General features: G+C 57.3%; 25 protein-coding genes and 1 pseudogene. 20 read left to right on the top strand and 6 right to left on the bottom strand.

Features of this window, described 5'->3' with window-relative positions; all coding sequences use genetic code 11:
- The first annotated feature begins 131 nt into the window (after positions 1-131).
- The 7 genes from ACVWVQ_RS03025 to ACVWVQ_RS02995 all read left to right on the top strand — a co-directional run bounded on the left by ACVWVQ_RS03025 (position 132) and on the right by ACVWVQ_RS02995 (position 6,526).
- Positions 132-1,259 carry a hypothetical protein gene (locus tag ACVWVQ_RS03025; RefSeq protein WP_457466741.1) on the top strand — a complete coding sequence of 376 codons (1,128 nt, stop codon included), beginning with the start codon at positions 132-134 and terminating at the stop codon, positions 1,257-1,259.
- A gap of 353 nt (positions 1,260-1,612) precedes the next feature.
- Positions 1,613-2,218, top strand: coding sequence for a precorrin-6Y C5,15-methyltransferase subunit CbiT (gene cbiT / locus ACVWVQ_RS03020; RefSeq protein WP_457466740.1), 606 nt, complete (start codon positions 1,613-1,615; stop codon positions 2,216-2,218).
- 198 nt (positions 2,219-2,416) lie between these two features.
- A complete protein-coding gene (locus ACVWVQ_RS03015; protein ID WP_011432028.1) occupies positions 2,417-2,635 on the top strand; it encodes a hypothetical protein in 219 nt (72 codons plus the stop codon).
- Positions 2,563-3,192 carry a DUF3685 domain-containing protein gene (locus ACVWVQ_RS03010; protein ID WP_457466739.1) on the top strand — a complete coding sequence of 210 codons (630 nt, stop codon included), beginning with the start codon at positions 2,563-2,565 and terminating at the stop codon, positions 3,190-3,192. Before ACVWVQ_RS03015 ends, ACVWVQ_RS03010 begins: the two co-directional genes overlap by 73 nt.
- A 311-nt stretch (positions 3,193-3,503) precedes the next feature.
- A complete protein-coding gene (locus ACVWVQ_RS03005) occupies positions 3,504-3,998 on the top strand; it encodes a ferrous iron transport protein A (protein ID WP_457506801.1) in 495 nt (164 codons plus the stop codon).
- The gene (gene feoB / locus ACVWVQ_RS03000; protein WP_457466737.1) at positions 3,995-6,298 is read left to right on the top strand and encodes a Fe(2+) transporter permease subunit FeoB; all 2,304 of its coding nucleotides are present in this window, start codon (positions 3,995-3,997) and stop codon (positions 6,296-6,298) included. Before ACVWVQ_RS03005 ends, feoB begins: the two co-directional genes overlap by 4 nt.
- 3 nt (positions 6,299-6,301) lie before the next feature.
- Entirely contained in the window at positions 6,302-6,526 is a 225-nt protein-coding gene (locus ACVWVQ_RS02995; RefSeq protein ID WP_457402926.1) for a FeoC-like transcriptional regulator, read from the top strand.
- Between the two features lie 111 nt (positions 6,527-6,637).
- Here ACVWVQ_RS02995 and ACVWVQ_RS02990 read toward each other — a convergent pair whose 3' ends face one another.
- From ACVWVQ_RS02990 to cobA, 3 genes are all read right to left on the bottom strand, one after another.
- A complete protein-coding gene (locus ACVWVQ_RS02990; protein WP_457506799.1) occupies positions 6,638-7,339 on the bottom strand; it encodes a DUF1614 domain-containing protein in 702 nt (233 codons plus the stop codon).
- 5 nt (positions 7,340-7,344) lie between these two features.
- Positions 7,345-8,169: a 1,4-dihydroxy-2-naphthoyl-CoA synthase gene (gene menB, locus ACVWVQ_RS02985; RefSeq protein WP_414400718.1), complete on the bottom strand. Its 825-nt coding sequence runs from the start codon at positions 8,167-8,169 to the stop codon at positions 7,345-7,347.
- Positions 8,170-8,286: 117 nt separating this feature from the next.
- Positions 8,287-9,789 (bottom strand): uroporphyrinogen-III C-methyltransferase, encoded by a 1,503-nt coding sequence (gene cobA / locus ACVWVQ_RS02980; RefSeq protein ID WP_457506797.1) that lies wholly within the window; start codon positions 9,787-9,789, stop codon positions 8,287-8,289.
- Positions 9,790-9,962: 173 nt separating this feature from the next.
- Here cobA and ACVWVQ_RS02975 point away from each other — a divergent pair, with 173 nt between their 5' ends.
- Positions 9,963-10,973 carry an ABC transporter substrate-binding protein gene (locus ACVWVQ_RS02975; RefSeq protein WP_457506795.1) on the top strand — a complete coding sequence of 337 codons (1,011 nt, stop codon included), beginning with the start codon at positions 9,963-9,965 and terminating at the stop codon, positions 10,971-10,973.
- Here ACVWVQ_RS02975 and ACVWVQ_RS02970 read toward each other — a convergent pair.
- Complete coding sequence (locus ACVWVQ_RS02970) at positions 10,970-11,503, bottom strand: phycobilisome rod-core linker polypeptide (RefSeq protein ID WP_457506793.1); 534 nt, start codon at positions 11,501-11,503, stop codon at positions 10,970-10,972. The two genes, ACVWVQ_RS02975 and ACVWVQ_RS02970, sit on opposite strands and share 4 nt — an antisense overlap.
- Positions 11,504-12,105: 602 nt before the next feature.
- Between ACVWVQ_RS02970 and ACVWVQ_RS02965 the strand changes: the two genes are divergently transcribed.
- The 6 genes from ACVWVQ_RS02965 (at position 12,106) to ACVWVQ_RS02940 (ending at position 15,815) form a co-directional block, all read left to right on the top strand.
- Positions 12,106-12,591, top strand: coding sequence for a 2Fe-2S iron-sulfur cluster-binding protein (locus ACVWVQ_RS02965; RefSeq protein ID WP_414331883.1), 486 nt, complete (start codon positions 12,106-12,108; stop codon positions 12,589-12,591).
- A 242-nt stretch (positions 12,592-12,833) separates the two neighbouring features.
- Positions 12,834-13,514, top strand: a complete 681-nt coding sequence (locus ACVWVQ_RS02960; RefSeq protein WP_457466734.1) for a V4R domain-containing protein — start codon at positions 12,834-12,836, stop codon at positions 13,512-13,514.
- 59 nt (positions 13,515-13,573) lie between these two features.
- Complete coding sequence (locus ACVWVQ_RS02955; RefSeq protein WP_414331880.1) at positions 13,574-13,855, top strand: hypothetical protein; 282 nt, start codon at positions 13,574-13,576, stop codon at positions 13,853-13,855.
- A gap of 63 nt (positions 13,856-13,918) precedes the next feature.
- Positions 13,919-14,512, top strand: coding sequence for a globin family protein (locus tag ACVWVQ_RS02950; protein ID WP_414406981.1), 594 nt, complete (start codon positions 13,919-13,921; stop codon positions 14,510-14,512).
- Positions 14,513-14,536: 24 nt separating this feature from the next.
- Positions 14,537-15,007: a globin family protein gene (locus ACVWVQ_RS02945; protein WP_414331876.1), complete on the top strand. Its 471-nt coding sequence runs from the start codon at positions 14,537-14,539 to the stop codon at positions 15,005-15,007.
- Positions 15,008-15,125: 118 nt separating this feature from the next.
- Entirely contained in the window at positions 15,126-15,815 is a 690-nt protein-coding gene (locus tag ACVWVQ_RS02940; RefSeq protein WP_414381204.1) for a V4R domain-containing protein, read from the top strand.
- A gap of 25 nt (positions 15,816-15,840) precedes the next feature.
- On the opposite strand, the gene ACVWVQ_RS02935 is transcribed toward ACVWVQ_RS02940, so the two are convergent.
- On the bottom strand, positions 15,841-16,548 hold the full coding sequence (locus tag ACVWVQ_RS02935) for a hypothetical protein (protein ID WP_011432227.1): 708 nt from the start codon (positions 16,546-16,548) through the stop codon (positions 15,841-15,843).
- 284 nt (positions 16,549-16,832) lie between these two features.
- Between ACVWVQ_RS02935 and ACVWVQ_RS02930 the strand changes: the two genes are divergently transcribed.
- The 3 genes from ACVWVQ_RS02930 (at position 16,833) to ACVWVQ_RS02920 (ending at position 21,002) form a co-directional block, all read left to right on the top strand.
- The gene (locus ACVWVQ_RS02930) at positions 16,833-18,077 is read left to right on the top strand and encodes an HhoA/HhoB/HtrA family serine endopeptidase (RefSeq protein ID WP_457506791.1); all 1,245 of its coding nucleotides are present in this window, start codon (positions 16,833-16,835) and stop codon (positions 18,075-18,077) included.
- A gap of 624 nt (positions 18,078-18,701) precedes the next feature.
- Positions 18,702-20,018, top strand: coding sequence for an MFS transporter (locus ACVWVQ_RS02925; RefSeq protein ID WP_457506789.1), 1,317 nt, complete (start codon positions 18,702-18,704; stop codon positions 20,016-20,018).
- 93 nt (positions 20,019-20,111) lie between these two features.
- Positions 20,112-21,002: a SpoIID/LytB domain-containing protein gene (locus ACVWVQ_RS02920; protein WP_457506787.1), complete on the top strand. Its 891-nt coding sequence runs from the start codon at positions 20,112-20,114 to the stop codon at positions 21,000-21,002.
- Between the two features lie 148 nt (positions 21,003-21,150).
- On the opposite strand, the pseudogene ACVWVQ_RS02915 reads toward ACVWVQ_RS02920, so the two are convergent.
- A pseudogene (locus tag ACVWVQ_RS02915) lies at positions 21,151-21,342 on the bottom strand (IS5-like element ISSoc13 family transposase); the annotation flags it as partial.
- Between the two features lie 126 nt (positions 21,343-21,468).
- On the opposite strand from ACVWVQ_RS02915, the gene ACVWVQ_RS02910 reads away from it, so the two are divergent.
- The 3 genes from ACVWVQ_RS02910 to ACVWVQ_RS02900 all read left to right on the top strand — a co-directional run bounded on the left by ACVWVQ_RS02910 (position 21,469) and on the right by ACVWVQ_RS02900 (position 25,386).
- The gene (locus ACVWVQ_RS02910; RefSeq protein WP_457506785.1) at positions 21,469-23,265 is read left to right on the top strand and encodes a UvrD-helicase domain-containing protein; all 1,797 of its coding nucleotides are present in this window, start codon (positions 21,469-21,471) and stop codon (positions 23,263-23,265) included.
- Between the two features lie 343 nt (positions 23,266-23,608).
- Positions 23,609-24,493: a type III-B CRISPR module-associated Cmr3 family protein gene (locus ACVWVQ_RS02905; RefSeq protein ID WP_457506783.1), complete on the top strand. Its 885-nt coding sequence runs from the start codon at positions 23,609-23,611 to the stop codon at positions 24,491-24,493.
- On the top strand, positions 24,490-25,386 hold the full coding sequence (locus ACVWVQ_RS02900) for an RAMP superfamily CRISPR-associated protein (protein ID WP_414417457.1): 897 nt from the start codon (positions 24,490-24,492) through the stop codon (positions 25,384-25,386). The genes ACVWVQ_RS02905 and ACVWVQ_RS02900 overlap by 4 nt, the downstream gene beginning before the upstream one ends.

Below are 25,386 nucleotides of genomic sequence, written 5' to 3'. Positions count from 1 at the left end.
AACTATACCAACCTGCCCTCGGAGCAGCCTGGGAAGGAGCGCAATTCCGCTCTTGCCTGCAGGGCTGGGGGATGATGGGTAGAGGCTCGCCCCTTCTTCTTCCTGCTTGTTCTCCGGCGAGGTATCTTGGGATGCCCAAACCACCGGATCTCCTAACCCTGGCCCGAGCTGGACACGCCCAGTCGATTGTGCAGGTTGTGCGGATGGAGCTGCTGCGGCGTCGCTGGTGTGCTCGAGTAGACTTTGCCGACGAGACCCTGCACGTCCACCTGCTGGGATCCCTGTACCAGCCTGCGCTCTCCCCCCAAGTTGCCGCTGCCCAACTGTTTCTGATCTTGAAGCAACTGCGGATCCCACGGCTGGAGCAAGTGGAAATTTGCGCTTTCCGCGGCTCACGTTTGCTCTGGCGGCAGAGCCTAAAGCTGGGATCCCGGCGGCGTTGGGATCGGTTTTCTTTTGGCAACTGGTCGGTGAACGCTTGGGCTTACCCGGCTGCGTTTGCGGTGGCCCTGATGGTGAACAACATAGGCTTGTTGCAGTTGTTGCATTTGCCTCTTCACATTTGGATCCACGAACTTGGCCATGCCACCGTCGCCTGGTGGAGCGGGTATCGGGCTTTGCCTCTGCCCATCGGCTGGACAAGCGTTAGCTCGCAGAGGGATCCCTTTGTGTATTTTGGAATCCTCTTTTTACTGATTCTACTCTTCTGGTCAGCCCGCAAGGAGCGGATTGGGTGGCTGCAGGTGCTGGCCATCTTTCTTGCTCTATTGCAGTTTTACATGACCTGGCTGATGCCCAATCGCACCTGGGAGATGTTGTTTGTCTTTAGCGGCGTTGGAGGAGAATTTTATCTCAGCACCTTTCTGATGGCCAGCTTTTATTTTCCCTTGCCAGATCGTTGGCGATGGGACTCTTTGCGATTTGTCGTGCTGGGGATCGCGAGCAGCAGCCTGTGGAGAAGCTTTTGGGAATGGCACAGCATCAGACTGGGATTGGCCGAGGTTCCCTGGGGAACTTTGTTGGGCGGCCAAGGAGATGCCAGGGGGGATATGAACCGCCTAAACTACGACTTTGGCTGGAGCACCGATCGAATTATCCAAACCTACACTTTTTTAGGGAACCTGTGTGTTTTCGTCGTATTGAGCCTATATGTTCTATTCCTGTTGCGGGCAAATGATGAGATTTGGCTGTATCTGCGAGCAAAGCTTATTCTTTGGATGGATGGTTTGATAGGCTCCAGTTCAAGGAAACGTTCTTAAGATCCTCTTGTACTGAACATTGCCCCAACTACAACTTTTTCCGGCAGCACCAGCTACATCCGGCGCAAAATGAGCTCTTGGGTAAAAGGGATCCCGCTTATCTCCAGAACTTCCCTAGTGTCCAACTCGATTCCTCAAGGGGGCAGGATCATTTTGGTTTTGGACTGCAGCTTTGCCGGTTGGGAATTGCTCCAACCACTCCGTTGAGCTCAGAGGGCGTTTGTGGTGCCCATCTGGGCAATGATTGGGCGGGAGAAGCGGCACCCCTATCAGGTTGGAGATGGCCTGTTGAGCATTCGCTCTATCCTGAGGGATATGTATAGACAAACTTCCTCTGCAACGGTACTTTACCCATGTCAGCCGCCTTCTCTTGGCCCTACCGCACCCCAGGGATCCCAGACTCTGCCTTTGAACGCATCCCAGGGATCCCGATGAGCCCTCGTGAGGTGCGCGTGTTGGTGCTAAGCCAGTTGCGCCTGGGAGAGAACCACTGCCTATGGGATATCGGCGCCGGAACCGGCACCATTGCCATTGAAGCAGCCATTCTGTGCCCCAAAGCTCGCGTGATCGCCATCGAGCGAGATGCAGAGGTGGTCAGCCTGATCGAGAGCAATTGCCGGAAATTTGGCCTCGCCAACGTGCAGGTGATTCAAGGTACTGCCCCCGATTGTCTGCAACACCTTTCTCCGGCACCGGATCGCATCTGCATTGAGGGAGGCCACCCCCTACGCGAGATCTTGGAAGCCTGCTGGAGCCATCTCAGCCCCAACGGGCGGGTCGTGGCGACGACCAACTCTTTGGATGGGCTCTACGGCCTTTCTGCCGGCCTGGCCGCTGTGCGGGCTCATCATGTGGAGGTGATTCAATCGGCGGTGAACCGCCTGGAACACCGCGGTCGGACTCAAATGCTGCTGGCACTGGATCCCACCTTTGTTTTGAGCGGAGAAAAAATGGGCTAAGTTTTGTGTAAACTGTTTACATTTTTTTGGTAAATCTTTTCCTAAGGTGATGGATAAAAGTGGATTGATTTATCTCGGCTGTCTTAGAACCAGCAGAAAAGATTGGGTCACCCAAACCTTAAGCTATACTGATATTTCTCGATCCCAAACTCAAATCTGCTTTTATACCAGATAAGAGAGCTGGGAAACCCAATAGCTATGGATCAATTCCAACACCCCTTTCAGGAGTCACGGGAAGTCAAACTGCGGCAACTGTTGATTCGGGAGCGCTGGCCGGAAATGCTGAAAGGCTGCCGGGCTTGCATCCATTGGGACGACTTCAAGCGACCGGAATGCTGTGGTGATTGCGGCATCGGGGATCGACGCAGGCAAGCAGTAGCCGAAGAAAGCCCACCCAGCAAGTCCCCAGGCATTTAGGGTTCGCAAGCTTCCCAAATTGGGATCCCAGCTCCTGCAGTAACTTTGCCGCCATCCTCCTGGAAAATCTGGTGATCCAGGTCGCCAACGGGGTGGTGCAACCCCTGCTCAACTGCTTTCCCCACCATGAATCGGTGAAGCAACGGTTTTATCGCCGCAACCTGCTCTCTACCCGGGAAACCGAACGGCTCCGCAACCAACTTTCCCAACGCTACCGCTGGCAACGCTACTGGGACGAACCCCGGGCGATTTTTGAGAGTTGTTATCAACTGTTGCGTATCCAAGACCAAACGATTGTCCAGTACCCGGTGTATGCGGGGCGCACGGCGGAACTGGCGCAACTCGGGGGCATTCCCTGGCTGGTCACCCTCTGGTTGGAGTTTCAGGATGCGGTGGCACCCGTACTGCGGGCGGTGGCAAACTACATTGGTCGTACCAGCGCCTATCTGCTCACCCGGATCATTGGGCGGGGCTTGGGCTTGATTGGGCGGGGGATTTTGCAGGGTATTGGCAGTACATTGCAAAACAATCGCTCCCAAGAATCCTCCCAGTTATAATCCATCCCATCCGTAATATTTGATAACAATTTGGCGTCCTGAGCATTAAAACTTGCTTAAGGCAGGGGCGCCGTCGGGTTGCCTTTGTGTTTTAATTGAGAATAATATTCATTAGTTTTAATTGAGAATAATATTTATTATGTTCAGGTCTAAAGTTATTACAAACGCCACTAATAATCAAGGAGGTTCTGGTGCCACATTCAGGGAGTCAGCCGGGAAATAACGGTCAAAAACTGGGTTTTACCTATGTCAACGAGGCGGCAGTGAGCCGGGCTAAGCCGGGAATTGCTAGTGAAGGTAATTTGCAAATAATGCCCCTATCTCAAATGCGGGCAGGGGAACGGGTGCGGGTGGTGCGGGTGGATTGCGGCGAGGCGAATCCCCGGTTGGTGGGCATGGGCATCACCCAGGGGGCGGTGCTGACGGTGCTGAGCCATCTGGATTCCGGGTCGGTGCTGGTGGAATGTCAAGGTCAGCGGTGGGGGTTGGGGGCGGGTATGGCGGAACGGATTGGTGTCGAGCGATGGGAGGCGGCAATGCCCAGGATGACCTTGGGGGAGGCGACTATTGGCAGTCGGGTGCGGGTGGTGGGCTATGCGCCGGGAGCGGGGGATTACAAGCGGAAATTGCTGGGGATGGGCTTAACGCCGGGGACGATCCTGCAGGTGAAACGCCATGCGCCCTTGGGAGACCCGACGGAAATTGAGGTGCGGGGGTTTGCCCTGAGTCTGCGGAAAGGGGAAGCGGCGGTGTTGCAGGTGGTGCCGGTGGAGGGAGAAGCAAATTTAGGGAGCGATGGGCAATGAGCAAGCGGACGATTGCCTTACTGGGAAATCCCAACTGTGGGAAAACGACCCTATTCAATGCCTTGACGGGGGCACGCCAACGGGTGGGCAACTGGGCAGGGGTGACGGTGGAACGCAAGGAGGGCACCTACCGGGATCAGGGGCAAACGGTGACGGTGGTGGATTTGCCGGGGATTTATTCCCTGGATGTGGCAGCGGGGGGCACGGGGCTGGATGAACAGGTGGCACGGGATTACCTGCTCAGCGGTGAAGCCAACCTGGTGGTGAATATCCTGGATGCCAGCAATCTGGAGCGGAATCTTTACCTGACCACCCAGCTTTTGGAGATGGGGGTGCCGCTGGTGCTTGCCCTGAACATGATGGACCAGGCGGCGGGGCGGGGGATGCGGATTGACCTCGCCGGGTTGCAACGGCGGTTGGGCTGTCCGGTGGTGCCTTTGTGCGCCCATCGGGGGCGGGGGGTGGCAGAACTTAAGGCAGTCATCCGGCAGGCATTGACCCAGCCGCAGGGGTCGGGGGTGCGCCCCGTTTATCCCCCGCTGATAGAGCAGGCGTTTACCGAACTGTCCCACGAGGAAGGGCTGGGTTCCCCTTGGGCAGTGCTGTACTGGTTGCAATCGGCGGATAGGGCGAACGACTCACCGGCATTACCAAGCCGTTTCCAGCAGTACCGGCAGGAGATGCTCCAAACCCTGGGGGAAGAGATTGACCTATTGATTGCTGATGTCCGTTACACCTGGATTCGGGAGGTGGTGACGGCGACAGTTACTCTGCCTGGGCAGGTCAGCCAAACCATTTCGGAGCGGATTGACCGCTGGGTGTTGCACCGTTGGTTAGGAATTCCCATCTTCCTAGTGATTATGTATGTCATGTTTTTCATCGCTATTAACGTGGGGGGTGTGTTTATTGATTTTTTTGATATAGGGGTGGGCACGATTGCGGTGGACGGCACGGCGCATGTGTTGCAACAACTCCACGCTCCCGGCTGGCTGATTGGGCTGTTGGCAGATGGGGTGGGGGGTGGCATTCAGACAACGGCGACGTTTATTCCCCAAATTGGCTTGTTGTTTGTTTTGTTATCGGTGTTGGAGGATTCGGGGTATTTAGCGCGGGCGGCGTTTGTGATGGACCGGCTGATGCGGTGGATTGGCTTGCCGGGGAAGTCCTTTGTGCCGATGCTGGTGGGGTTTGGGTGCAATATCCCCGCCATTATGGCGACCCGTACCCTGGAAAATCGGCGGGATCGGTTGATGACGATTCTGATGAACCCGTTTATGTCCTGCGGGGCGCGGCTGTCCGTGTATGCCCTGTTTGGGGCGGCGTTTTTTCCGAAAAATGCCCAAAATGTGGTGTTTCTGCTCTACCTGATTGGGATTGGGGCGGCGGTGTTTACGGGTTTGGTGATGAAAAGCACCCTGCTACAGGGGATAGCGGCTCCCTTCATTATGGAATTGCCGCCCTACCATTTGCCCACGCTCAAGGGGGTAGCCATCCACGCCTGGGGACGGTTGCAAGCGTTTATTACCAAAGCGGGGCGGATGATTATCGTGATGGTGATGATTTTGGGCTTGTTAAATTCGGTGGGAACGGATGGTTCCTTTGGGAAACAGGACAGTACCGATTCCCTGCTCAGTGCGGTTGGTCGGCAGATTACGCCAGTATTTGCACCGATGGGGGTGCGACCGGAGAATTGGCCCGCAACGGTGGGGATATTTACCGGGACGTTTGCCAAGGAGGTGATGGTGGGGACGATGAATTCCCTCTATGGGCAGTTGGCGCAGGCGGAAGCGGCAGAGGTTGGGGAACCACCGGCAGAGTTTGACCTGTGGGGGGGTCTCCAGGAAGCAGTGACCAGCATTCCCCGCAATATGGCGGCCTTGGGGCAACAGTTGCTGGACCCAATCGGGTTGGGGGTGGTTGCTGACAGTGGGGATCAGGAGGCAGTGGCCGCAGAATTAGGCGTGCATACAACCATCTTTGGGCAGATGGCTTCCCGCTTTGGCAGTACCACGGCGGCGATTGCGTTTTTGCTGTTTGTCCTGCTGTATTTCCCCTGTGTGTCGGCAACGGCGGCGGTTTATCGGGAAACCAATCTGGGCTGGACGGTGTTTGTTGCTGGCTGGACAACCGGGCTAGCCTATTGGGTTGCCACCTTTTATTACCAGTTCATGACTTTTAATGAACACCCCGCACGTTCCCTGTTGTGGGTATTGGGACTCATGCTGGTACAGTTGGGGGTTTTGTGGGGATTGCGTGCCGTCAGTAGCCCCCGTTTGCGGCGGGTACCCTCCGGGAGGTAAGGGATGCTCTTGCAAGACCTACAACGTTATCTGCAAACGCACCGGCAAGTTTCGTTGACCAAATTATGTCAACACTGGCAAATGGATGCCGATGCCCTCCGTCCGATCCTGGATGTATTAATTCGCAAAGGGCGGGTGCGCCCCGTACACCAGCGGAAGTGTGGGGGCTGTCACTCCTGCGCCTCAACGGATTTAGAACTGTACGAGTGGGTAGAAAAACCACCTTAATGGGGGATCAATTTTAGGGATAAGTCGTGTTGTTCAGAACGTTTTTCAGAATAAATTACGAGCCAACCGAATGTACCAATTAAGTGAATTGTTGGAATTTCTGAGTAATTTCTAAGTCAGCAAAACGGCGAATAAACCGCACAGCGCAATACCATCAAAAACCCCAGCCCCACTAATACTAAGAATGCCTGGAGTCATCCGCTCAATTTGGGGCAGGTGTAACAGGTCAGCCCCAATTAGTGTTCCCAATACACCGCCAGCAAAGGCAATCGGTGCTGCCACAACATCAGACCCCGCCGTTAATAGCACAGAAGTCATCGCCGCCGTTAGGGGAGCAATCAAGGCATTCATTTGAATCCCAATCCTCGGCACCACCTGGGCAGAATAATAACTAACTATTGTCACCACAGCCGTGACAAGCACAATCAAAATTGGCGAAACACGGGTAAACTGATAAATGGCCAATAGGGTTGGAATCAGACCACCCCCGACATTCAACGCCACAATCGTTTTCTGTTCAATTCGCCTTAAGGGAATACCCCAAAAGAAGCGCATCGTCCACAATCGATCCGAATCAGGTACCATAGCTACTTTGGAAACTCTCTCATAAAGGGGGATATTAATCGTACTCCCAATAATTACTAGGGTCAGCAGCACAAGAGATAGGTTAGGAGAAAATCCGAGCTTTGCAACAGCAACTTGAACCGCATCTAGGGTAACCACCAACCAGAGAAACGGGAAGGCTAAGAGCAGGAGTAAAAAGAGTAGATAGGCAGTCGCTTCCCTTCGGGGAAGTGGAATTAATGAAAACAAACAAACTATGGCAGCCAGGGAAACTGGCGAAAGTTAGGTGGGCGCTTTTCCAAAAAGGCGCGTTTGCCCTCAGCAGCTTCTTCGGTCATGTAGAACAGCAACGTCGCATCTCCGGCCAGCTCCTGCAGCCCCACCTGCCCATCGCAGTCGGCGTTGAAGGCGGCTTTGAGGCAGCGGATGGCTAAGGGGCTGTGCTGGAGAATTTCTTGCGCCCAGCGGATCCCTTCAGCTTCCAGCTCTTCCACCGGCACCACCGCATTCACCAGACCCATCTCCAGGGCTTGGGCTGCGGTGTATTGGCGGCAGAGGAACCAAATCTCGCGGGCTTTTTTTTGCCCCACCACCCGCGCCAGGTAGGCGGCCCCAAAGCCTCCGTCGAAGCTGCCTACTCTGGGGCCGGTTTGCCCAAAGATGGCGTTGTCGGCGGCAATGGTCAGGTCGCAGATGAGGTGCAAAACATGGCCACCCCCGATGGCGTAGCCTGCCACCAGGGCAATCACCACCTTGGGCAAGGAGCGAATGATGCGCTGCAAATCCAACACGTTTAAGCGAGGGATCCCGGCCTCATCCAGATAGCCAGCCTCGCCCCGCACGCTTTGATCCCCACCGGCACAAAAGGCATACTTGCCGTCGCTGTGGGGCCCTGCCCCGGTCAACAACACCACCCCGATACGGGGATCCTCTCGCACATCGGCAAACGCATCAATCAGCTCGGCAACAGTTTTGGGGCGGAAGGCGTTGCGCTTGTGGGGACGGTTGATGGTGATCTTGGCAATGCCATCCGTTTTTTCGTAAAGAATGTCTTCGTAGAGCTTGGCCGTCTGCCACATGGTGTCTGGGTGTATCTATTGGGATGCCGGGCCAGGAGAGTTCCGTTTGGCTGATGGGGGCTCACTATGAGGAGCACCTGGGTACTCTGCACCGCTACCGCGAACGGCCTGAAAAGGCTAGGTAGAACGGTTGGTCGCTTGGATGAGGGCTTCCACCAATCCTTCCAAAGTATACTGCTGGGCTGCGATGTCCACTCGACCAAATGCAGCCTTGCAGGTTTCGGCGGTTTTGGGGCCGATGGCGGCAATCTGCACCGGTGGATCCCACACCTCTGGGCCCAGCCCTGCCTGCCGGATCAAGTGGGCAAAATGCTGCACCGTCTTGGAGCTGGCAAAGGTGAGGATGTCCACCTGGTGGGCTTTAAGAGCTTCCAGGACCTGGGGATCCGCTGCTGCTGGACAGGCGGACTGATAGGCGGCCACCTCCACCACCTCTGCTCCTCGCTGCCGCAACCCCTGTACCAGCTCCTCCCGCCCTCCTGACTCAACGCGGGGAAAGAGGATGCGCTGCCCCTGCACTGGCTGCGGCCAAATGGGTAGCAGGGCTTCGGCCACAAACTCGGAGGGCATCAGATCCGGGCGAATGCCGTACTGGGCCAGCACGGAAGCGGTTTTGGATCCCACCACCGCCACTTGCAGGGAGTGGAGTGCTCGGCTATCTCGCCCCTGCCGCTGCAGCCGCTCAAAGAAAGCCTGCACTCCATTGGCAGAGGTCAGCAGCAGCCAGTCGAATTGTTCCAGGTTGGCAATGGCTGTATCCAAGGGATCCCAGCTCGTGGGCGGCTGGATCACCAGGGTGGGCATCTCCAGCACCCGCGCCCCCTGGGCCTGCAGCAACTCACAAAAAGCTGGCGATTGCCCCTCAGAACGGGTAACCAGCACCGTCTTGCCTGCCAAAGGAGCCGGTGGCGGCAAGGGTGGGATCCCCGGCAAAAAGTCCTGCCGCAGCCGCACCACCTCCCCAACCACCAGTAGGCCCGGCAACTTTGCCTGACTCTCCCCCTGCTGCAGCTCGGCCAAGGTGCCCACCCACACCTGCTGCTCTGCTTGCCCCGCCCCCCAGATCAAGGCCACCGGTCGGTCTGCCGGGATCCCAGACTCCACCAGCCGTGCGCCAATGTGCTGTCGCTGCCGGGATCCCATCAAAATCACCAAAGTATCCAACTGGGCCAGGGCGCTCCAGGGCAAGGCCTCTAGATCGTGGGCAGTCAGCACGGCAAAAACGCGGCTTAAGTGCTTATCGGTCAGGGGGATCCCTGCCCAGAGGGGGCCAGCCAGGGCCGACGACAACCCCGGCCAAATCTCAAAGGGACAGCCCGCCTCCCTGAGGGCTTGGATCTCTTCGCGGGCGCGGCCAAAAATCAGCGGATCCCCTGACTTGAGGTGAACCACCTGTTTGCCTTCTCGGCAGCGCTGGATGAGCCAGTGGATGCCCTCCTGGAGGCTTCCTGGCCCAGAGCGTCGCCACACCTGCGCCTGCGGCGGCAACTCTGCCAACAAGCGCTCATCCACCAGCTCGTCGATCCAGATAGCCTCAGCCTGCCGTAGGATCTCCAGTGCTCCCTGCGTCAGGCCCGCCCGCCCGCCCAGCCCTGCCCCCACTAGATACACCTTGCCCATGCCCTACCCCTTGGAATGTCGATCTTGCCCCTTGTAAGAAGGGGATCCCGCTTGCTTTGCAAATATAAATCGAAGACGCCTCCCAACAGCTCCTCTTCCAAGGGGTGGTCAGCCTGAGGAAAAACTGGTCTACTTGCGAGATACTGAAAGCGTGGGCCTGAGGATCCCTGCCTATGTCCGGTGTAACTCCAGAGCCTTGGCCGCGGCGGCGTTTTTTGGCCAGTGGAGCTGCTCTGCTAGCAGTAGGAGCGGGCTCCCGCCCCTCTTCGGCCAGATCCCGGCCCTTGCGACTGGTCACCAACTGGTACGCCCAGGCCGAACACGGCGGCTTTTACCAAGCCCTGGCCACCGGCATCTACGCCGACTACGGTCTGCAGGTGGAAATCCGCATGGGGGGAACGGCGGTTAACGTGCTGCAACTGCTAGCCGGGGGAGCGGCAGATTTTGTGCTCGGCGGCAGCCCCGACGCTCTGGCGGCTCTGCAAGCTGGGATCCCTGTTCTCACCGTGGCCGCCTTTTTCCAGAAGGATCCCCAGTGTCTCTTGGCCCATCCAGGGGTGGGCATCGAGCGCCTGGAAGACCTGCGGGGCAAGCCCATCTGGGTGTCACCGGGGGCCAACCTCACCTACTGGCCTTTTTTGCGGGCCAAATTTGGCTTTACCGACGAGCAGAAGCGCCCCTACAACCTCAGCCTCACGCCCTTCTTGCTGGACAAGTCTTCTGCCCAGCAGGGCTATGTGACCTCCGAGCCCTTCCGCGTGCGCCAGGAGGGGGGCTTTGATCCCGTCGTTTTTCTGCTGGCCGACTACGGCTATTCCCCCTACGCCACCACCCTGGAGACTACCCGCCCCTTTGCCGAACAGCACCCGGAGCAGGTGCGAAAATTCGTCGCTGCCTCCATCCAGGGCTGGCAGAGCTACCTAGAGGATCCCCGCCCCGGCAATCGCCTCATCCGCCAAGACAACCCCAACATGAGCGAGGCCCTCCTGGCCTACGCCCACCAAGCCTTGAAAGACTACGGCATCCTTACCTCAGGAGATGCAGCCACTTTGGGGATCGGGGCCATGACCCGCCAGCGCTGGCAAACCTACTTCCGGGAGATGGTTGCCCTGGGAACGGTGGAAGCCAACCTGGATGTGGGCCAAGCCTACACCCTCGACTTTCTCCCCAGCAGGAGCGCCTAAGGGATCCCCACTTCCATCGCCGCCAAACTGTGCAAAAGCGGGGATCCCTGTATCCCCAGCTCATGGCGCCGGTGCATTTGGTTTGTCAGCAAGTAGGCCAAGGGGGGGTGGCCGCTTAGCCGTTGACGGGGGTGGGGCAGATGGTCGTTGCCGAACTGGTGGCGGTACTCCTCCGAGTCGATAAAGGCATTGACCATGGCCTGCAAGCCCTGGTGCACCAAAATGTCGTGGTAGGTGGCCACCTCAGCTTTGCTGGCCGGGGCCCGCCCCAAAAAGTGCTTGAAACCCTGCTCCACACAGCGGGTGTTGCAGCCGGCACTGAAAAAGAGTTGCCGGTAGAGCCGGGATCCCCCGATTTGACGAACCAAACGTTTGATCCCAATCCGCCCGCGGAGAAAGTCCTGCTCGATTTTCTCCAGTTCTCCCGCTTTCTCGTGCTGGTAGGGCTGGCGTTCCAAAAGCTGTTGGTAGGCAGCCCGCAACAGGTTTTGCAACGTTTGCGGATCCTGCCGGCGCTGGCGCGATTCCATAACCCTAGCTCCCAATCGACGAAGCCAACAAAAACAGAAAAGATCGATTTACAGACAAAATGGGGGACTACTTTAAAGAAATTATGAAGGGAATAGCAAATGGCTCGATACGCTTTTACGGCGGACTTCAGCACATCCTTCTGTAACAAAATTGCCAATAAAAGACCGTGAAGGTTCTACTTAAGATTTACCTTGCCGACAGAACGACCGGGGGAGATCTGCGATAAATATTTACGAAAGGATCGTCATTTTCTCCAATTTACGTGATTTCACTTTGTAACTTTCTAGCCGATAAAAAAATTCCGTGTTTATTCGTAGTTAAGTATTATGACACTTCCATCCAGAATAACCTGCTCCAGATCCAGAATACAAGTTAAGTAAAGAATGCAGCCTCTCCCAGGGTCACAGGTGCAGGGCTCATCATTTGAAGTGCTCTGGTGAAGTGCTCTGGTTTGATTGACTGGGGACTCAGGTGTTGCTGTAGACCTGCAAGGGGGCTGCAGGGGAAGGGATCAATCAATTTTTGTGATTGGTTTGCGTTGCTTATGCAGTAGATCCTGCCCGCCGGGGTTTTTTGTCTGCCCTTAATGTGGATCCCGTCTATGGTTAAACAAATCCGGCTAGAGCCTTTATCTCGTGTCTCGGAGGTCGATACCTACAGCAATCTGCTGTCGGCCATTTTGTCGGAGGAGCTGCAGGTTTCGCGGGAATGTAACGGTCGCGGCCTCTGCGCCACCTGTCATGTTTACGTCAAAGAGGGAATGGAAAGCCTCACTCCCATCACCCCCCGCGAGGCCAAGACTCTGGAGACCATTACCAGCGCCCGCAGCAATTCCCGGCTGGCCTGTCAGGCGCGGGTGGTTTCCGATGGCGTGGTGGTGGAGCTGCCGCCGGGGATGTACGTGAACTCGCTGAGGGATATCGAAGTGCTCATCGGTCGGCGGGCCGAACAAGACCTGCTGCACCCACGGACGGGGAAGGTTTTGGTGGAGCAGGGCAAGATCATCACTCGCTCTACTGTTAAGCAGCTAGAAAATGAGGACTTCCGCATCATTGGCAATACGCTGGCCCAAACTCGGGAAGTTTGATGGATTGTCGATGTTCAGGGATCCCTTGGGCTCAGCGGGCATTGTCTTATAGACAATCAACCAAGGATTGAACAATGTTGGATCCCTCGAATAGCCGACTAAGTTTATCAAATGTTTAGCTATTCATTTCATTGGCTCATTGGCCCATTTGCATCGTCTGACTCGATTATCGATCCCTTAAATCCCACCGAATCCTGTTGCATCGCGATCTAGACTCATCCATTTTTTATCAGGAGAGCGCCATGGCCACCACATCTCGACCGGATCCCCGTCCTGCAGTCACCATGCCTGTGGGCCGCGACAAGCATGCCCACTACAGTTACCGCGATTTCTTCCGCTTCAACCGAGATCAGGGCACGATCATCGACTGGAACAACACACAAAATCTCCTGCTCAGCGAAGACTTTATTGTGGGCTTGCAAACAGGCCTGGAACGGGAAGTGGGAGATGCTTCGGCGGCGGTGATGTACACCATTGGCAGAGATTGGGGCATCCGCGATGCCAAGCACTTCTCCGAGTGGTACGAGCGGGAGTATGGGATTGGCGTAAAACAGTCCAACCTTTTGTTTTTGCTGGAGACTTGGTGGTGGCCTTTTACGGCTCAGGGCTGGGGCAAGTGGGAGGTGGAAACCGAATCCAAACAAAAAGGCTTCCTGTTTATCAACTTGTTTGACTCGATGGTGGCTCGCACCCTAGGGGATGTGGGCAAGCCGGTTTGCCATCTCTATGCCGGTTTGTTTGCCGGATTTTTCACCGCCATGACCTCGCGAGAACTGGGCTGCATTGAGATCCAGTGCTACGCCATGGGGGAAACCTACTGCAAATTCCTGTTGGGCGGGCAAGAACGCATTGATGCCGCCAATTTTTGGATCACCGAAGGGGCCAGCGCCCGCGAGATCGAGCAGCGTTTGCACCAGTTGTGAGGCTTGCTTGTGGCTTTTGAAGGCTCTCTGGGATCCCTCGACACTTTGGAGAAACGCCCATGGTCACCTTCAACTTAGACACCGATCTGGACTTAACCCAGCCGCTGGCGGTCTTTTTGCAGGGGTTGAACTGGGATAACCGACCCCCGGCCAAGGCTCCCTTTGCTCAAGAGCCGCCGCCGCAGTCCCCCATGCTCTTTGCCCAATCGGTGGGACAGTTTTTTGCCGGCTTCAATTGGTCGGGCATCTGCCCACGCTCAGAGCCGCTGCCGGAATTGCCGGCAGAGGATCCCTTTACTCTTGAGGATTTTGCCGCCTTGTTTGGCGGAGCTTTGCTCTAGCTCTGGTTTGTTCAGGGCTCTCAGTTGTGCTCTCTCGATCCGTGCTCTAAGGAGACTTCACCCATGGATGACCTTCACTCTTGGCCAGAACGGATTGCCGATCGAGAAGGGGGTTACCTAACACCCGACGATCTGCAAGACCTGATTCGTTACTCGCTCTCTTTTGAAGAACGGCTGGAGCTCTACCAAGTCTTACAACAGCAGGAGCTGACCTGGATCCAAAAGGTTTTGCAACAGCAGGGGCCAACCCCCGTCGCGACAGCGTTGCCCAGCAGCAATCCCGCCAGAGAGGGGGCAGAACCTTCTCTAACCCCGGCTCAGCGCCTCTTGGCTCGTCAATTGGCCTTTTGCTTGCGCTCCCTGGGCCTGAGCCTGTTGCTGGGGGATCCCACCCCTGTGCAGCAGGTAACTCTTGGTGCGATGGAACAGTACCTAGGGTTGCCGCAAGCGCTCGCTCAGCTACGGGCAGTGGTTCAGGGATCCCTGCCGGCGGATCAGCAGGGTTTGCTTGCCCCCTACTGGCAAGAGCTACAAGCTGTCTGCGCCACTTCTCAGGCCCAGTTCCCTTCCCCCTCTTCTTCTAGGTCTGAGGCCGAGGTTGACCTGCCCACAGTTCCGCCGGAGAGGGCTCTCACCTTGGCGGAAATGTTTGTGTGAAGCCCACTGAAGGAGGCTCTATCTATGAATTCAAGGGTTGCCGAGCTGATGCAACAAAGCGAGGGCCGCTATCTGCGCCCGGACGAGTTGAAAACTCTACACGCCTACGTGGAAGGGATCCCGAGGCGGGTACGCCTTTACCAGGTTCTGCAGGCCAAAGAACAAGAGCTGCTGGATCGGGTGATGGAGAAGTTTCAGCCGATGATGCCGAATTTAATCCGCCAGCATGGTCACCTGGCCTGGGAGCGCTGCCGCCGGGATCTGAGCATGGTGTGGCGCTACTGCTGCATGGCTATGCTGCTCAACGACGAAGACTACCTGAGGGATAAATTGCTCTACTGGCTGGAGACGATCCTGAAATCGTTCAAGATGCGCGACCAATGCCAGCCTGCCTACAAGTTAATGCTCGACTCCCTGACCTACATCTTTGGGGCAGAAGAGAGCGAGATGATCCGTCCTTATCTGCTTTTGGCCAAATCCATGCTGGTTAACTAGGTCCATTCGCCCTCAATGGATTCCCTAGTTTTGCCAATCCACCGGACATTCATCCCTTCACTCCAAAAGGCCAAGTTCCAGCCGCCCTCAAATCCGTCCATCCCCCTGTGAGATAGCCATGACTACCCTGCAAGAGATTCTGCAAGACCAGATCTTGCCTGGGCACTGCTTTAGCCCTGCCTACTACATCCGCCCTGACATCCACACCGGACTGCTGTACAGCCGCGGAGGATACCGCTTGGCGGCCTTTCCCATGCCCCTGCTGGAAGCTCTCTACTCCGGCCTGCGCTATGAAACTGGCCAAGCCACCCGCGTCATTCTCTACAACTGTGGCCGCGATTGGGGAGAGGCATTTTTCCGCCGTGTTGAAGACGAGCTTTCCGGCTACTACCAGCAGCCGCTGCAGGAATTGCCGATGGGGATCTTCCTGGATGCCCTCAGCGATCTCTGGGCTACCCACGGCTGGGGACGCCTGGAGCTGGACTTTTCCGCTGCTGACCACGGCTTGGTTCAGGCCGGGATCCGCCATTCCGGGTTTGCCCTTGCCGCTCGCGCCAGCTTCAACCCGGAGGAACCTTCTGCACGGCGAGAGCCTGCCGGATATTTGGAGGCGGGAATGCTGGCCAGCCTCTTCTCCTTGCTTTCGGGGCGGGATCTCATCTGCGTACAGACCACCTGCGAATCCCTGGGGGCCGATCTCAACCGCTTCCTCATCGGCACGGCTCAGCGGCTGCACCACTGCGAGGAATGGGTGCGCAAGGGCCTCTCCCACGACGAGATTTTGGATCGGCTCACGGCCAGTCCCTAGGGCCAGAGCTGTTTTCAGGGGCTCGCTAGGGCAGGTAGGGCTGAAAATCTTGGGTGACCGTCAGAGTCAAGTTGGCATTGGCGTCGATCACCGCCACTTCCGGCGCCGTTACATTGCCGATGACAGCCCCTGCCGCCGCTCCACCCAGCACTTTCTCCGTCGAGATCACGCGGTCGCCGAACAAGCCTCCCAAGATGGCCCCCGCAGCTGCCCCAATCAAGGCATCTTGCACAATCGCTTCCCCGGAAGTGTGGCGGGGATCCTTACGCAGCGGGATAACCTGGCTCTGGGCATAGAGGGGGTAGGATTGGCCGTTGAAAATCAGGGCCCGCGAGACAAACTGGGTGCCGCCGCTCACCGGCTGAAATTGGCCTTCCAAAACAGCCCCCGCCGGGACGACCATGTTGCCGTAGATGTCCCGCAGAGGGGTATCCAAGCTAAGGCTGACGGCGCGGGTTTCCCCAGGGGCAATCAAGAGGGTTTCTGGGGAGCGATGCACCGCCTGGATCAGATCCCCAGAGCGCAATAGCAACGTGGTTTGCAGTTGAAAGGGCTGGCCAGGTTGCAGGGGTTGAGGGCCAGGGGGAAGGGGGCGAGGATTCACAGGACGCCATCCCTCACCGGCAGGCGGTGGTGGCAAGGGCCCCATTTGGGCCAAAACTGGGGCGGCCATCTGCGCTGAGAGCAATCCGCCAAGCAGAGGAGCCAACAGGCGGCTGGCTGGGTTGGTCATGGTCTTACCCCCATTCATCATTCCTACGCTAGCTGCAAACCGGACAAAACCGGGAGCCTTTCGGGCCTTACCTATCTTTTACCTATCTTGATCAAAGCCAACTGAATGGAAATGGGCTACCTCAGGTGAGCAGATTCCGCTGCTCTTCGCTCCAGATAGAAGTACGGAAAAACGCTAGGGTTGCCCACTCTGGGATCCCTGCTGTCCATGTTAGATTAGGCCCTAGGTTTCTCCCCCTGCGTGGGGCCGAAGTCTTGCAGCATCCCAACCCTCTTCTTGTAGCTATGAAGCGCAGCACATCCATGCCGGGCCAGCCCTCTCCCGGGTCAGAAGCTTCCGCCCAACCTGCTCAATCCTCTTTCCAGCCTTTTGCCATCTCCACTTGGAAGTCTCTTCTCTCGTCAGTGCTGCTGGTGCTGCTGGGCATTGGGCTGGGAGCAGCTCTGGTGGGGGGCAAGGGGGTATCTGCCCAGACGACGGCAACCCCGCCCCAACTGAACCTGAATTTCATCGCCGATGTGGCGCAAAAGGTAGGGCCGGCGGTGGTTCGCATCGATGCTGAGCGGACGGTGCGCGCCCCTGCCCCTTTTCCGGAGGAGTTTTTCAGCGATCCCTTTTTCCGGGATTTCTTTGGCCAAGCGATCCCTTCCATCCCTCGGCAGCGGCGACAGCAGGGAACCGGCTCTGGGTTCATCATCAGCCCAGACGGCCAGATCATCACCAATGCCCATGTGGTCGAGGGATCCGACAAGGTAACGGTGACGCTCAAGGATACCCGCAGCTTTGATGGGCAGGTAATCGGTTCGGATCCGGTTACGGACATCGCCGTGGTGAAGATCAACGCCCAGAACCTGCCGACCGTGAAGCTGGGGCGCTCGGAAACCCTGGAGCCGGGCCAGTGGGCCATTGCCATCGGCAACCCCCTGGGTTTGGATAACACCGTTACGGCTGGGATCATCAGCGCTTTGGGCCGTTCCAGCGGGGAGATTCGGGTGCCTGACAAGCGGGTATCTTTTATCCAAACGGATGCGGCCATTAACCCCGGCAACTCCGGCGGCCCGCTGCTCAACGCTCAAGGGGAGGTGATAGGGGTGAACACCGCCATCATCCAGGGAGCGCAAGGGTTGGGCTTCGCCATCCCCATTGAGACGGCCCAGCGGGTGGCCAATCAGTTGATTACTCGCGGCAAGGTGGATCACCCCTACCTGGGCATCCGCATGCTCACGCTGACTCCAGATCTGAAGGAGCGCCTCAACCAGGATCCCAATAGCCGCATTTTGATAACGGTGGATCAGGGTGTACTGATTGGCGAAGTCATCCAGGGATCCCCGGCGGAACGGGCAGGGCTGCGGTCTGGGGATGTCATTCTCTCCATCAATGGTCGTGCCGTAACCACAGCCGATCAGGTGCAACAGGAGGTGGAGCGCACTGAGGTGGGCAGCACCCTGGAGCTGGAGATCGAGCGAGCCGGGCGACGACAGAAGATCCGGGCGGTAACGGGCTCTTTCCCGGTTCCGAGCGGAGGCTGATTGGGCATGGTTGACCGCCCCTCAAGTATCAACCAGACCCCAGCGACACAGCAGGGTTGTTGTCAATGGGGGTAAACCTCTCAACCTAGGTTGCGAACTCCCCTTTTCCCCTGGGAGAGGGGCTGGGGCGGTGCTGACCGCGCCAGCGGGACGGAGTCCTTACACTTGGGCTGTTTCAAACCAATTTGCAGTGACCAAGAAAACTGGGTTGCAAGCCCCGCCCTCAAGGGCGGCTTTTGCTTTATCGCTACGCGACGCTTTCGCGAACGCCTGCGGCGGTGCGGAGCGCTTTGGCATCTCCCATTGGGTTGCGGTACCAACCTCACGCCCGATGTAGCTCAGTCAGTGGGGGTTGTTCTGCTGGCTGAGAAAGAATCCCCCGGCTACTGCTTCGCAGAAGCAAGCTATAGCTGTGGGGAGAATGTCAATTGGGTTCGCTGTTGTCCCAAACCGGAAGCACCTTCAAAGCTGAGCAGGGCCGGTTCACAGCCTCAGGCCATACGGTTACAATCAGAAAGGTTAGCACCTAAATATTTCGGGCTGAGGGATCCGGCGAAGGTGGGCTTATCCTAGGGCGCGGTTCTGGGAGCACGCTTTGAGTTCCATTTTGCATAAGGAGTTGGCGTGAGGGTATTCGGGCAGCTGCAGCCGGCACAGCGGCGCAACTTGGGCATTTTGTTTGTGGCTGGGCTGCTCTTTTGGGCCAGTTTATCCTCGCTGCTGCCCACGTTGCCTCTCTACGTCAGGGATGCCGGTGGCACCAGCCAGCAAGTGGGCTGGGTAATGGGGGCCTTTTCGATTGGGTTGCTGGCCTTTCGCCCTGCGTTGGGTCGCCTGGCGGATGGCCACAGCCGGCAGATCGTGCTGCTTATCGGCATGGGGGTGGTGGGGATGGCCCCCATAGGATACTGGCTCTCCGATTGGATCCCATGGGTAGCGCTGGTGCGAGCCTTTCATGGGGTTAGCATCGCCGCTTTTGCCACGGCCTATGTGACTTTGGTGGTGGATTTTGCCCCAGAAGAAAAACGGGGTGAGATCCTGGGCTACATGAGTTTGGTCAATCCGATCGGCGCAGCCATTGGCCCTGCTTTGGGCGGCTTTTTGCAGGAGTTTGCCGGCTATGGCCCTTCGTTTCTCTTCTCTGCTCTGCTGGGGTTGGTGGGCTTTCTTTGTACCCAACTGGTTCGAGAACAGCGGCGTGAGCATTGGGGATCCCTGCCGATGGATGGGGCCTTCTGGAGCTTTCTGGGCAGCCCGAAGGTGCGCTCCCTCGCTTGGGTGATGTTTTTGGTGGGGTTGGCCTTCGGCACCCAGACCACCTTTGTGGCCTTGTTAATCCAAGAAGCCGGAGCTCCCCTGAATCCAGGTCTTTTTTATACGGCAGTGGCCTTTGCCAGCTTTGGAGTGCGCCTGCTCACCGGTCGCGCTTCCGATCGCTATGGGCGGGGGCCATTTATCTCCCTCAGCTTGGCCACCTATGCCTTGGCAATGGGGATCCTGATTGTTGCCAATAGCAGCGGCGCTTTTCTGGCTGCTGGGATCGTGGTGGGTTGCGGTTTTGGTACTTTGATCCCTCTCATTTCTGCCCTCGTGGCCGATCGCTCGGAGCCGGCGGAGCGGGGTCGCCTGTTTAGCTTGGTGATGTGCGGGTTTGATTTGGGCATTGGCCTGGCGGGGCCCCTTTTGGGCACCTTAGCAGCGGGATCCGGCTATCGAGCCATGTTTGGCTATGCGGCTCTTCTTTCCCTGGCTTCCTTAGGTTCTTTTCTCTTCTTCTCCAATGGACGACCGGGGGACTCGCTGCGCTTTGCCTTGGGCCTGGGGCCGGATAGCTCTTCGGTCCATCTAGAGGGCGGCCGCAATCGGCTTGGGTCGCAAGAACCCGACCCTCTGGAGCCGCCGGATCGGCCCGCTCCGCTGGAAACGGGATCCCGTTCATAGATAGTTCCACACTCAGATCCCCCACACCCCGTCAAGAACTGAGGCTCAAGCCCTCTGCAGTTGCTGCCAACCAACCGGCCCATTTCTGGAAACTTGCCTTATCCTAAGCTGGAGTTGGTGTACAAAAAGCAACTCTGGGCACGGGCTATGGAAGCGCGGCATTGGCTGGCCCTGATGGGATCCCTGGTGGTCAGTGCCTTCTGGGGATGGGTGGAAGCCGTCTGGGGGGTGACGGTGCGAGTGCAATTGGCCGATACCACTGCCCCTCTGGTGGTGGGAGTTTCTCTCCCTGCCCAACTGATCAACGGTCGGGGAGAGGTGCTGGCGGAGTTGCCCCCTATGCAAGGGTTTTTGGCTCAGCCCAGCCCTCAAGGGGTGCGTCTGCATGGGGTGGTTGACCCGGTGCTGTTCATCGAACCTCAGGAGGGTGGCCTGGTGGCAGTGAATGGCCGCTGGTACTCCGGCAAGGTGCTCTTGACTGGCTACAACATGGTGATGGCCATCAACTACGTGGATCTGGAAGACTATGTGGCCAGTGTGGTGGATGCAGAAATGGGATCCCGGTTCTTCCCAGAAGCCCTGAAGGCGCAAGCGGTGGCAGCCCGCAGCTACGTTCTTTACCATCGCAATTCCCGCGGTTGGTTTGATGTGTTTAGCGATACTCGCTCCCAGGTGTACCGAGGGCTTTCCCAGCGGTCGGCAGCCGCCCTGGAAGCAACACAAGCCACCCGTGGTGTGGTCATGGTATATGGGGGTCAGTTTGTCAATGCCATGTACAGCGCCAGCAGCGGCGGCCAAACCGTCGGCGTGAGTGGGATCCCTTATTTGATGAGCTTGCCGGATGTCAGCCTCTACCCCAAGTTTGGGCATGGCATTGGCATGAGCCAGTGGGGCGCCCAAGAATTGGCCCGCCGAGGCTGGACTTACCGCCAAATTTTGGCCTACTACTACCGAGGGGTCAGCTTTGCTCGTTTGCCAGAGTGAGACCTTCAGTGCCCTGATTTGCTCTGTCTCGTCTGCGTCAACCGAACCGCGGCTTTTGGGCCTGAAAGACCTCTTGGGCTTTGGGATCCCCTCGCTGAGGGCGGCGTTGAACTCCACTTCGGTCATGGTGCTAGGTTGTGTTGATCTTTCATTTGAGCCAAAAGAGAGCACTGACGAGATAGAGAAAACTCAAGAGGTTCCTGGCCAATTTGTCAAAACGAGAACATAGATGCCGGTACTGCTTTAACTTATGAAAAAAGCATTCGATTAAATGCCTCTCTTGATACAGATGCTTGTCATAATGCCGCTGCGTCTTTCTATTCCTTTTGCCAAGGACTATGAGGAGAACCCTCGGGTAAGCGAGGCCTGGGTCTACCTGGGCATGCTACGATTGTTGGTGAAGCGGCTAGCCAAGGCCGCGTAACTGCCCGTGGAGGACTTTTACGACAGCCTATAATCCAAATTAATGGCAACGCTAACGGATGAACAAAAAGCGGTCGTAGAAGCCGCAAAGACTGGTAGTCACCTCAAGGTGGTGGCCTTCGCCGGAGCGGGCAAGACTTTCACCCTGGTAGAGGTCGCCAAGGCGCTGGCAGGCAAGCGCATCCTCTACCTGACCTTTAGCAAGGCCTTGGCAAAAGAGGCCAAGCAGAAGTTCGGCAGCCTGGCCGACGTGATGACCAACCACGCCCTGGCCTACAAGGAGACGGGCAAACTCTTTGCAGAGAAAAAATGCTTGGGGGGCAGCCTCTTCAAGGCCCGCTACCAGCTGAAAGAGGACATGCCCGACCTCGATTGCCTTCTGGAGTGGGGCTTCCGCGACCGGGAAGAAGCCCTGTTCCCGGTGCTTGAGACCGTAAATCGCTTCACCCAGTCGGAGGTTGAGACTGTTACAGCTGAACACATCCCTGAAATCCTGCGCCTGGAGATCGAGGCGGAAGATGAGAGATTTGATGACTTTGCGGCCTGCCTGGTGCCCCTGGCCCAGCGGGCCTGGGAGCTTTTAGTAGATCCAGAGGCCAGCTATCCGGTCAGCCACGATGTCTACCTCAAGCTCTACCAGCTCTCCCGCCCTCAGCTCCCCTATGATGTGATTCTCTTTGACGAAGCGCAGGATGCCAATCCTGCCATGCTGGGCATCCTGCTGCCCCAGGCTGCTCGGCGTATCTTCGTGGGTGACCCCCACCAGCAGATCTACGCCTGGCGGGGCGCGGTGAACGCTATGGAACGCCTTGACGGGCAGGAGCTCCCCCTCTCTCAGTCTTTTCGTTTCAAGGAACACATTGCAGACGAGGCCAGCGAGCTGCTCTATCTCTTCAAAGGGGAGACCCGCCGGGTGCGGGGCAACCCTTACCCAAAACAGGACGGTTCTACCGCCATCCTCAGCCGCACCAACGTCGGGGCCCTTCGGGAGGTGCTGGTACTATTAGATCAGGGCAAAAAAGTAGCTCTGGTGAATAAGATAAAGGAGCTCACCGATGCCCTGGAAGCTGCCTACCGCCTTTACCAGGGGCAGGAGCCCCGCCACCCAGAGTTCTCGCTCTTCAGAAGCTGGGAGCAACTGAAGTACCTCATCGAGCGCTTTCCCTCTATAGCCGCACAGTACAGGCCCTACGAGCGCCTTGTCGAGGAGTACAAGGACACGATTCCCAAGGTGTGCCGTACCTTGAGCAACAGTTTGGTGGACGAAGAACATGCTGAGGTGGTAGTCTCCACCGCTCACCGCTCCAAGGGCCGCGAGTGGGATCGGGTGACTCTGGCAGAAGACTTCACAGGGGTGACCTTAGCCCAGGAGAACCCTACACATCGGTGTGTGAAGCTGTACCCAGAGGAGGCCAACCTGACCTATGTGGCCTTCACGCGCGCCCGCGATACCCTGGTTAAGGGAGCTTTCACAGAGGCCCTTGAACGACAAAAAGATCTCGCTAGGGCGCTCAAAGCTGGTAAGCTTCAGCTCTGTACACCAGAGATTGAGGCGCAAGCACGCAAGGCCGAGCCACGTGTCCCAGAGATTGAGGCGCAAGCACGCAAGGCCGAGCCACGTGTCCCAGAGGTGGTGGTGGAGCTGCCGCCGGGCGTGAACTCTCTGAAAGATATCGAAGTGCTCATCGGTCGGCGGGCTGAACAAGACCTGCTGCACCCACGGACGGGGAAGGTTTTGGTGGAGCAGGGCAAGATCATCACTCGCTCTACTGTTAAGCAGCTAGAAAATGAGGACTTCCGCATCATCGGCAGTACACTTGCCCAAACTCGGGAAGTTTGATGGATTGTCGATGTTCAGGGATCCCTTGGGCTCAGCGGGCATTGTCTTATAGACAATCAACCAAGGATTGAACATTGAGGCGCAAGCACGCAAGGCCGAGCCACGTGTCCCAGGTCTTTTAGGCCGGCTCTGGAAGAGGCTATTTGGTGGCTAGATAGCTCGAGCCCTGCTTCACCAGCAACTCCATCCGCTCCGACCGCCAAAGCCTGTCGCTGGCCAAACTCTCGGCGACTTCAGGCGCCCGGCTAACGCTCGAGGGGCCCACCGGTCCTGCCGTAGCTAGGTGCAGCACCTCCTAGTTAGCCTCGGATAGGGGGAAATCTGCCTCTCTTGTGGGAGCCTCGTGCCCTCTCCCAAAGATCTGTTGGCTACGGGTCAATCGGATCCCCATGCCGATCCAGACACGACCCCAGAAGACAACTTCGAAGAGAAAGTCCGGGGAGACCAATACTCTCGCCTACAGCCGGCTGAGGGGGATCCTTGGAAACCTATCGGCTGGGATGATCAAAAACTCCCGCCCCTGGTGCCCCCCTCTCTCAAAAAAGGGGAGTACATCAAAGGCCGTCCCCACCCCTGGATGCGGGCCTCGGCACTGAGTGCTTATCTCCAAGGATCCCTACCCCAGGCCGGCGACTTTCATGAGGATCCCTGGGATACCCAGGTGTTACCTCACATCGACATCAAACCCGATACCCGCCAGGTGAAAGATGAAGCTGGCTACTTCACCGAGGTGGCAACCCGACTGCGGTGGGGATGGCGATTGGCGGCAGCCATCAGTGCTCGGATCCCGACCACCACCGTTCGCCTGGGGGGAGAGGGACATCGCGCCTTGGTCACGCCTCTGGAAGATTGGGATCCTGGCATCGATTGGGAGCGATTTCGGCAGGGGACGGGTCGGGTGGCTTATCTCCTCACTCCGGGCCTAGCGCAGCCTGAAGCGGATCCCCGTATCTATCAGGCTTACCCTTCCCAGTGGCAGCCTTATCTGGCAGGATGCGCTACGGATCGGGCCTTGCTTTGGGGTGGAATTTCTGCGGTTCGGCGGCAGGGCAGTGAGCGATTGGACTTTGCGCTGCTACCCCAACGGGCCTTCATTCCCGCCGGTACGGTGTATCACTTTAAGGGGGATCCGCCACCGCCAAGGCAGCTTGTGGGTAACCCATGCGCCCAGTTGCAGACTTTTGCATCGTTGAATTACGGCACACTTTTGTGGGGGATTGTGAAATGATTCAACCTGACTTTCGCGTTGGCTATCTTTACAGCCTTGCCCCCATCCATTGCGGTGGAGAAGGCGACCTAGGCAACATCCTGGAAATTGCCCGTGAATCTCACACCAACTTTCCTTACATCCCAGGTTCTTCTTTGCGAGGAAGCCTGCGGAACGAGGTAACACTTCAAGATCCGACAATTGCCGATACTCTCTTTGGACGAGAACTCCAAAAAGATGGCCAAATGGGGGTTCACCAAGTCTGGTTTGGAGATGCCCGTTTATTGTGGGTGCCGATGCGCACCATGTCTCTAAAAGGATCCGATTCCGTTTTCTGTTGGGTAAGTTGTCATTCTCTACTGCGAGATCACGCCTTGCTGTGCCGTCAGCCTCTTCCAGTTCTGCCCAAAGCCCCTGTAGGAACAAAACCTGGCGTTTATGTTGTGGCAGACGCAGAAGTGCGTGTTGAGAAACTCCCTGAAGGGCAGACCTTCTCACTGGCCGGGGAATGGCCCGCTGTTTTACAGGGGGATACCCAAGCAACCTGGAAAAATAATCGGATCATTCTTCCCGATAGCGACTTCCAGATCCTCATGGAGCACTCCCTTTGGACACAGATCCGCAACAAGATCCAGGAAGATTCGGAAGGAGCCAACCAGGTAGGCTCAGCAGAGGTGTTCTGGACAGATGTGTGCATTCCTCGTGACACCATTCTCTACTTCGCCTGGGGATATAGCCCCCTGCCCAACCAGGAAAACCTCACCCAAGAGCATGAGATTTTGATCAATGTTCTCCAAGGTTTGTTCCAGGTGGGGGGGCAAGCCAATGTTGGGCGAGGCTGGGTTCAAGGATGGGTCTCCAATGCCTCTGATCCCACCCCACAAGCTAAATCTGAGAACACTGTTAGGAGTTAA

This window comes from Thermostichus sp. MS-CIW-36, assembly GCF_054059035.1.
This window is presented reverse-complemented; position numbering and strand designations above follow the sequence as displayed.

Bases quoted from the DNA above. Each gene is read 5' to 3' on its own strand.
- ACVWVQ_RS03025 (WP_457466741.1), top strand. From the start codon at position 132: ATGCCCAAACCACCGGATCTCCTAACCCTGGCCCGAGCTGGACACGCC.
- cbiT (WP_457466740.1), top strand. From the start codon at position 1,613: ATGTCAGCCGCCTTCTCTTGGCCCTACCGCACCCCAGGGATCCCAGAC.
- ACVWVQ_RS03015 (WP_011432028.1), top strand. From the start codon at position 2,417: ATGGATCAATTCCAACACCCCTTTCAGGAGTCACGGGAAGTCAAACTG.
- ACVWVQ_RS03005 (WP_457506801.1), top strand. From the start codon at position 3,504: ATGCCCCTATCTCAAATGCGGGCAGGGGAACGGGTGCGGGTGGTGCGG.
- feoB (WP_457466737.1), top strand. From the start codon at position 3,995: ATGAGCAAGCGGACGATTGCCTTACTGGGAAATCCCAACTGTGGGAAA.
- ACVWVQ_RS02995 (WP_457402926.1), top strand. From the start codon at position 6,302: ATGCTCTTGCAAGACCTACAACGTTATCTGCAAACGCACCGGCAAGTT.
- menB (WP_414400718.1), bottom strand. From the start codon at position 8,169: ATGTGGCAGACGGCCAAGCTCTACGAAGACATTCTTTACGAAAAAACG.
- cobA (WP_457506797.1), bottom strand. From the start codon at position 9,789: ATGGGCAAGGTGTATCTAGTGGGGGCAGGGCTGGGCGGGCGGGCGGGC.
- ACVWVQ_RS02975 (WP_457506795.1), top strand. From the start codon at position 9,963: ATGTCCGGTGTAACTCCAGAGCCTTGGCCGCGGCGGCGTTTTTTGGCC.
- ACVWVQ_RS02970 (WP_457506793.1), bottom strand. From the start codon at position 11,503: ATGGAATCGCGCCAGCGCCGGCAGGATCCGCAAACGTTGCAAAACCTG.
- ACVWVQ_RS02965 (WP_414331883.1), top strand. From the start codon at position 12,106: ATGGTTAAACAAATCCGGCTAGAGCCTTTATCTCGTGTCTCGGAGGTC.
- ACVWVQ_RS02960 (WP_457466734.1), top strand. From the start codon at position 12,834: ATGGCCACCACATCTCGACCGGATCCCCGTCCTGCAGTCACCATGCCT.
- ACVWVQ_RS02955 (WP_414331880.1), top strand. From the start codon at position 13,574: ATGGTCACCTTCAACTTAGACACCGATCTGGACTTAACCCAGCCGCTG.
- ACVWVQ_RS02950 (WP_414406981.1), top strand. From the start codon at position 13,919: ATGGATGACCTTCACTCTTGGCCAGAACGGATTGCCGATCGAGAAGGG.
- ACVWVQ_RS02945 (WP_414331876.1), top strand. From the start codon at position 14,537: ATGAATTCAAGGGTTGCCGAGCTGATGCAACAAAGCGAGGGCCGCTAT.
- ACVWVQ_RS02940 (WP_414381204.1), top strand. From the start codon at position 15,126: ATGACTACCCTGCAAGAGATTCTGCAAGACCAGATCTTGCCTGGGCAC.
- ACVWVQ_RS02935 (WP_011432227.1), bottom strand. From the start codon at position 16,548: ATGACCAACCCAGCCAGCCGCCTGTTGGCTCCTCTGCTTGGCGGATTG.
- ACVWVQ_RS02930 (WP_457506791.1), top strand. From the start codon at position 16,833: ATGAAGCGCAGCACATCCATGCCGGGCCAGCCCTCTCCCGGGTCAGAA.
- ACVWVQ_RS02910 (WP_457506785.1), top strand. From the start codon at position 21,469: ATGGCAACGCTAACGGATGAACAAAAAGCGGTCGTAGAAGCCGCAAAG.
- ACVWVQ_RS02900 (WP_414417457.1), top strand. From the start codon at position 24,490: ATGATTCAACCTGACTTTCGCGTTGGCTATCTTTACAGCCTTGCCCCC.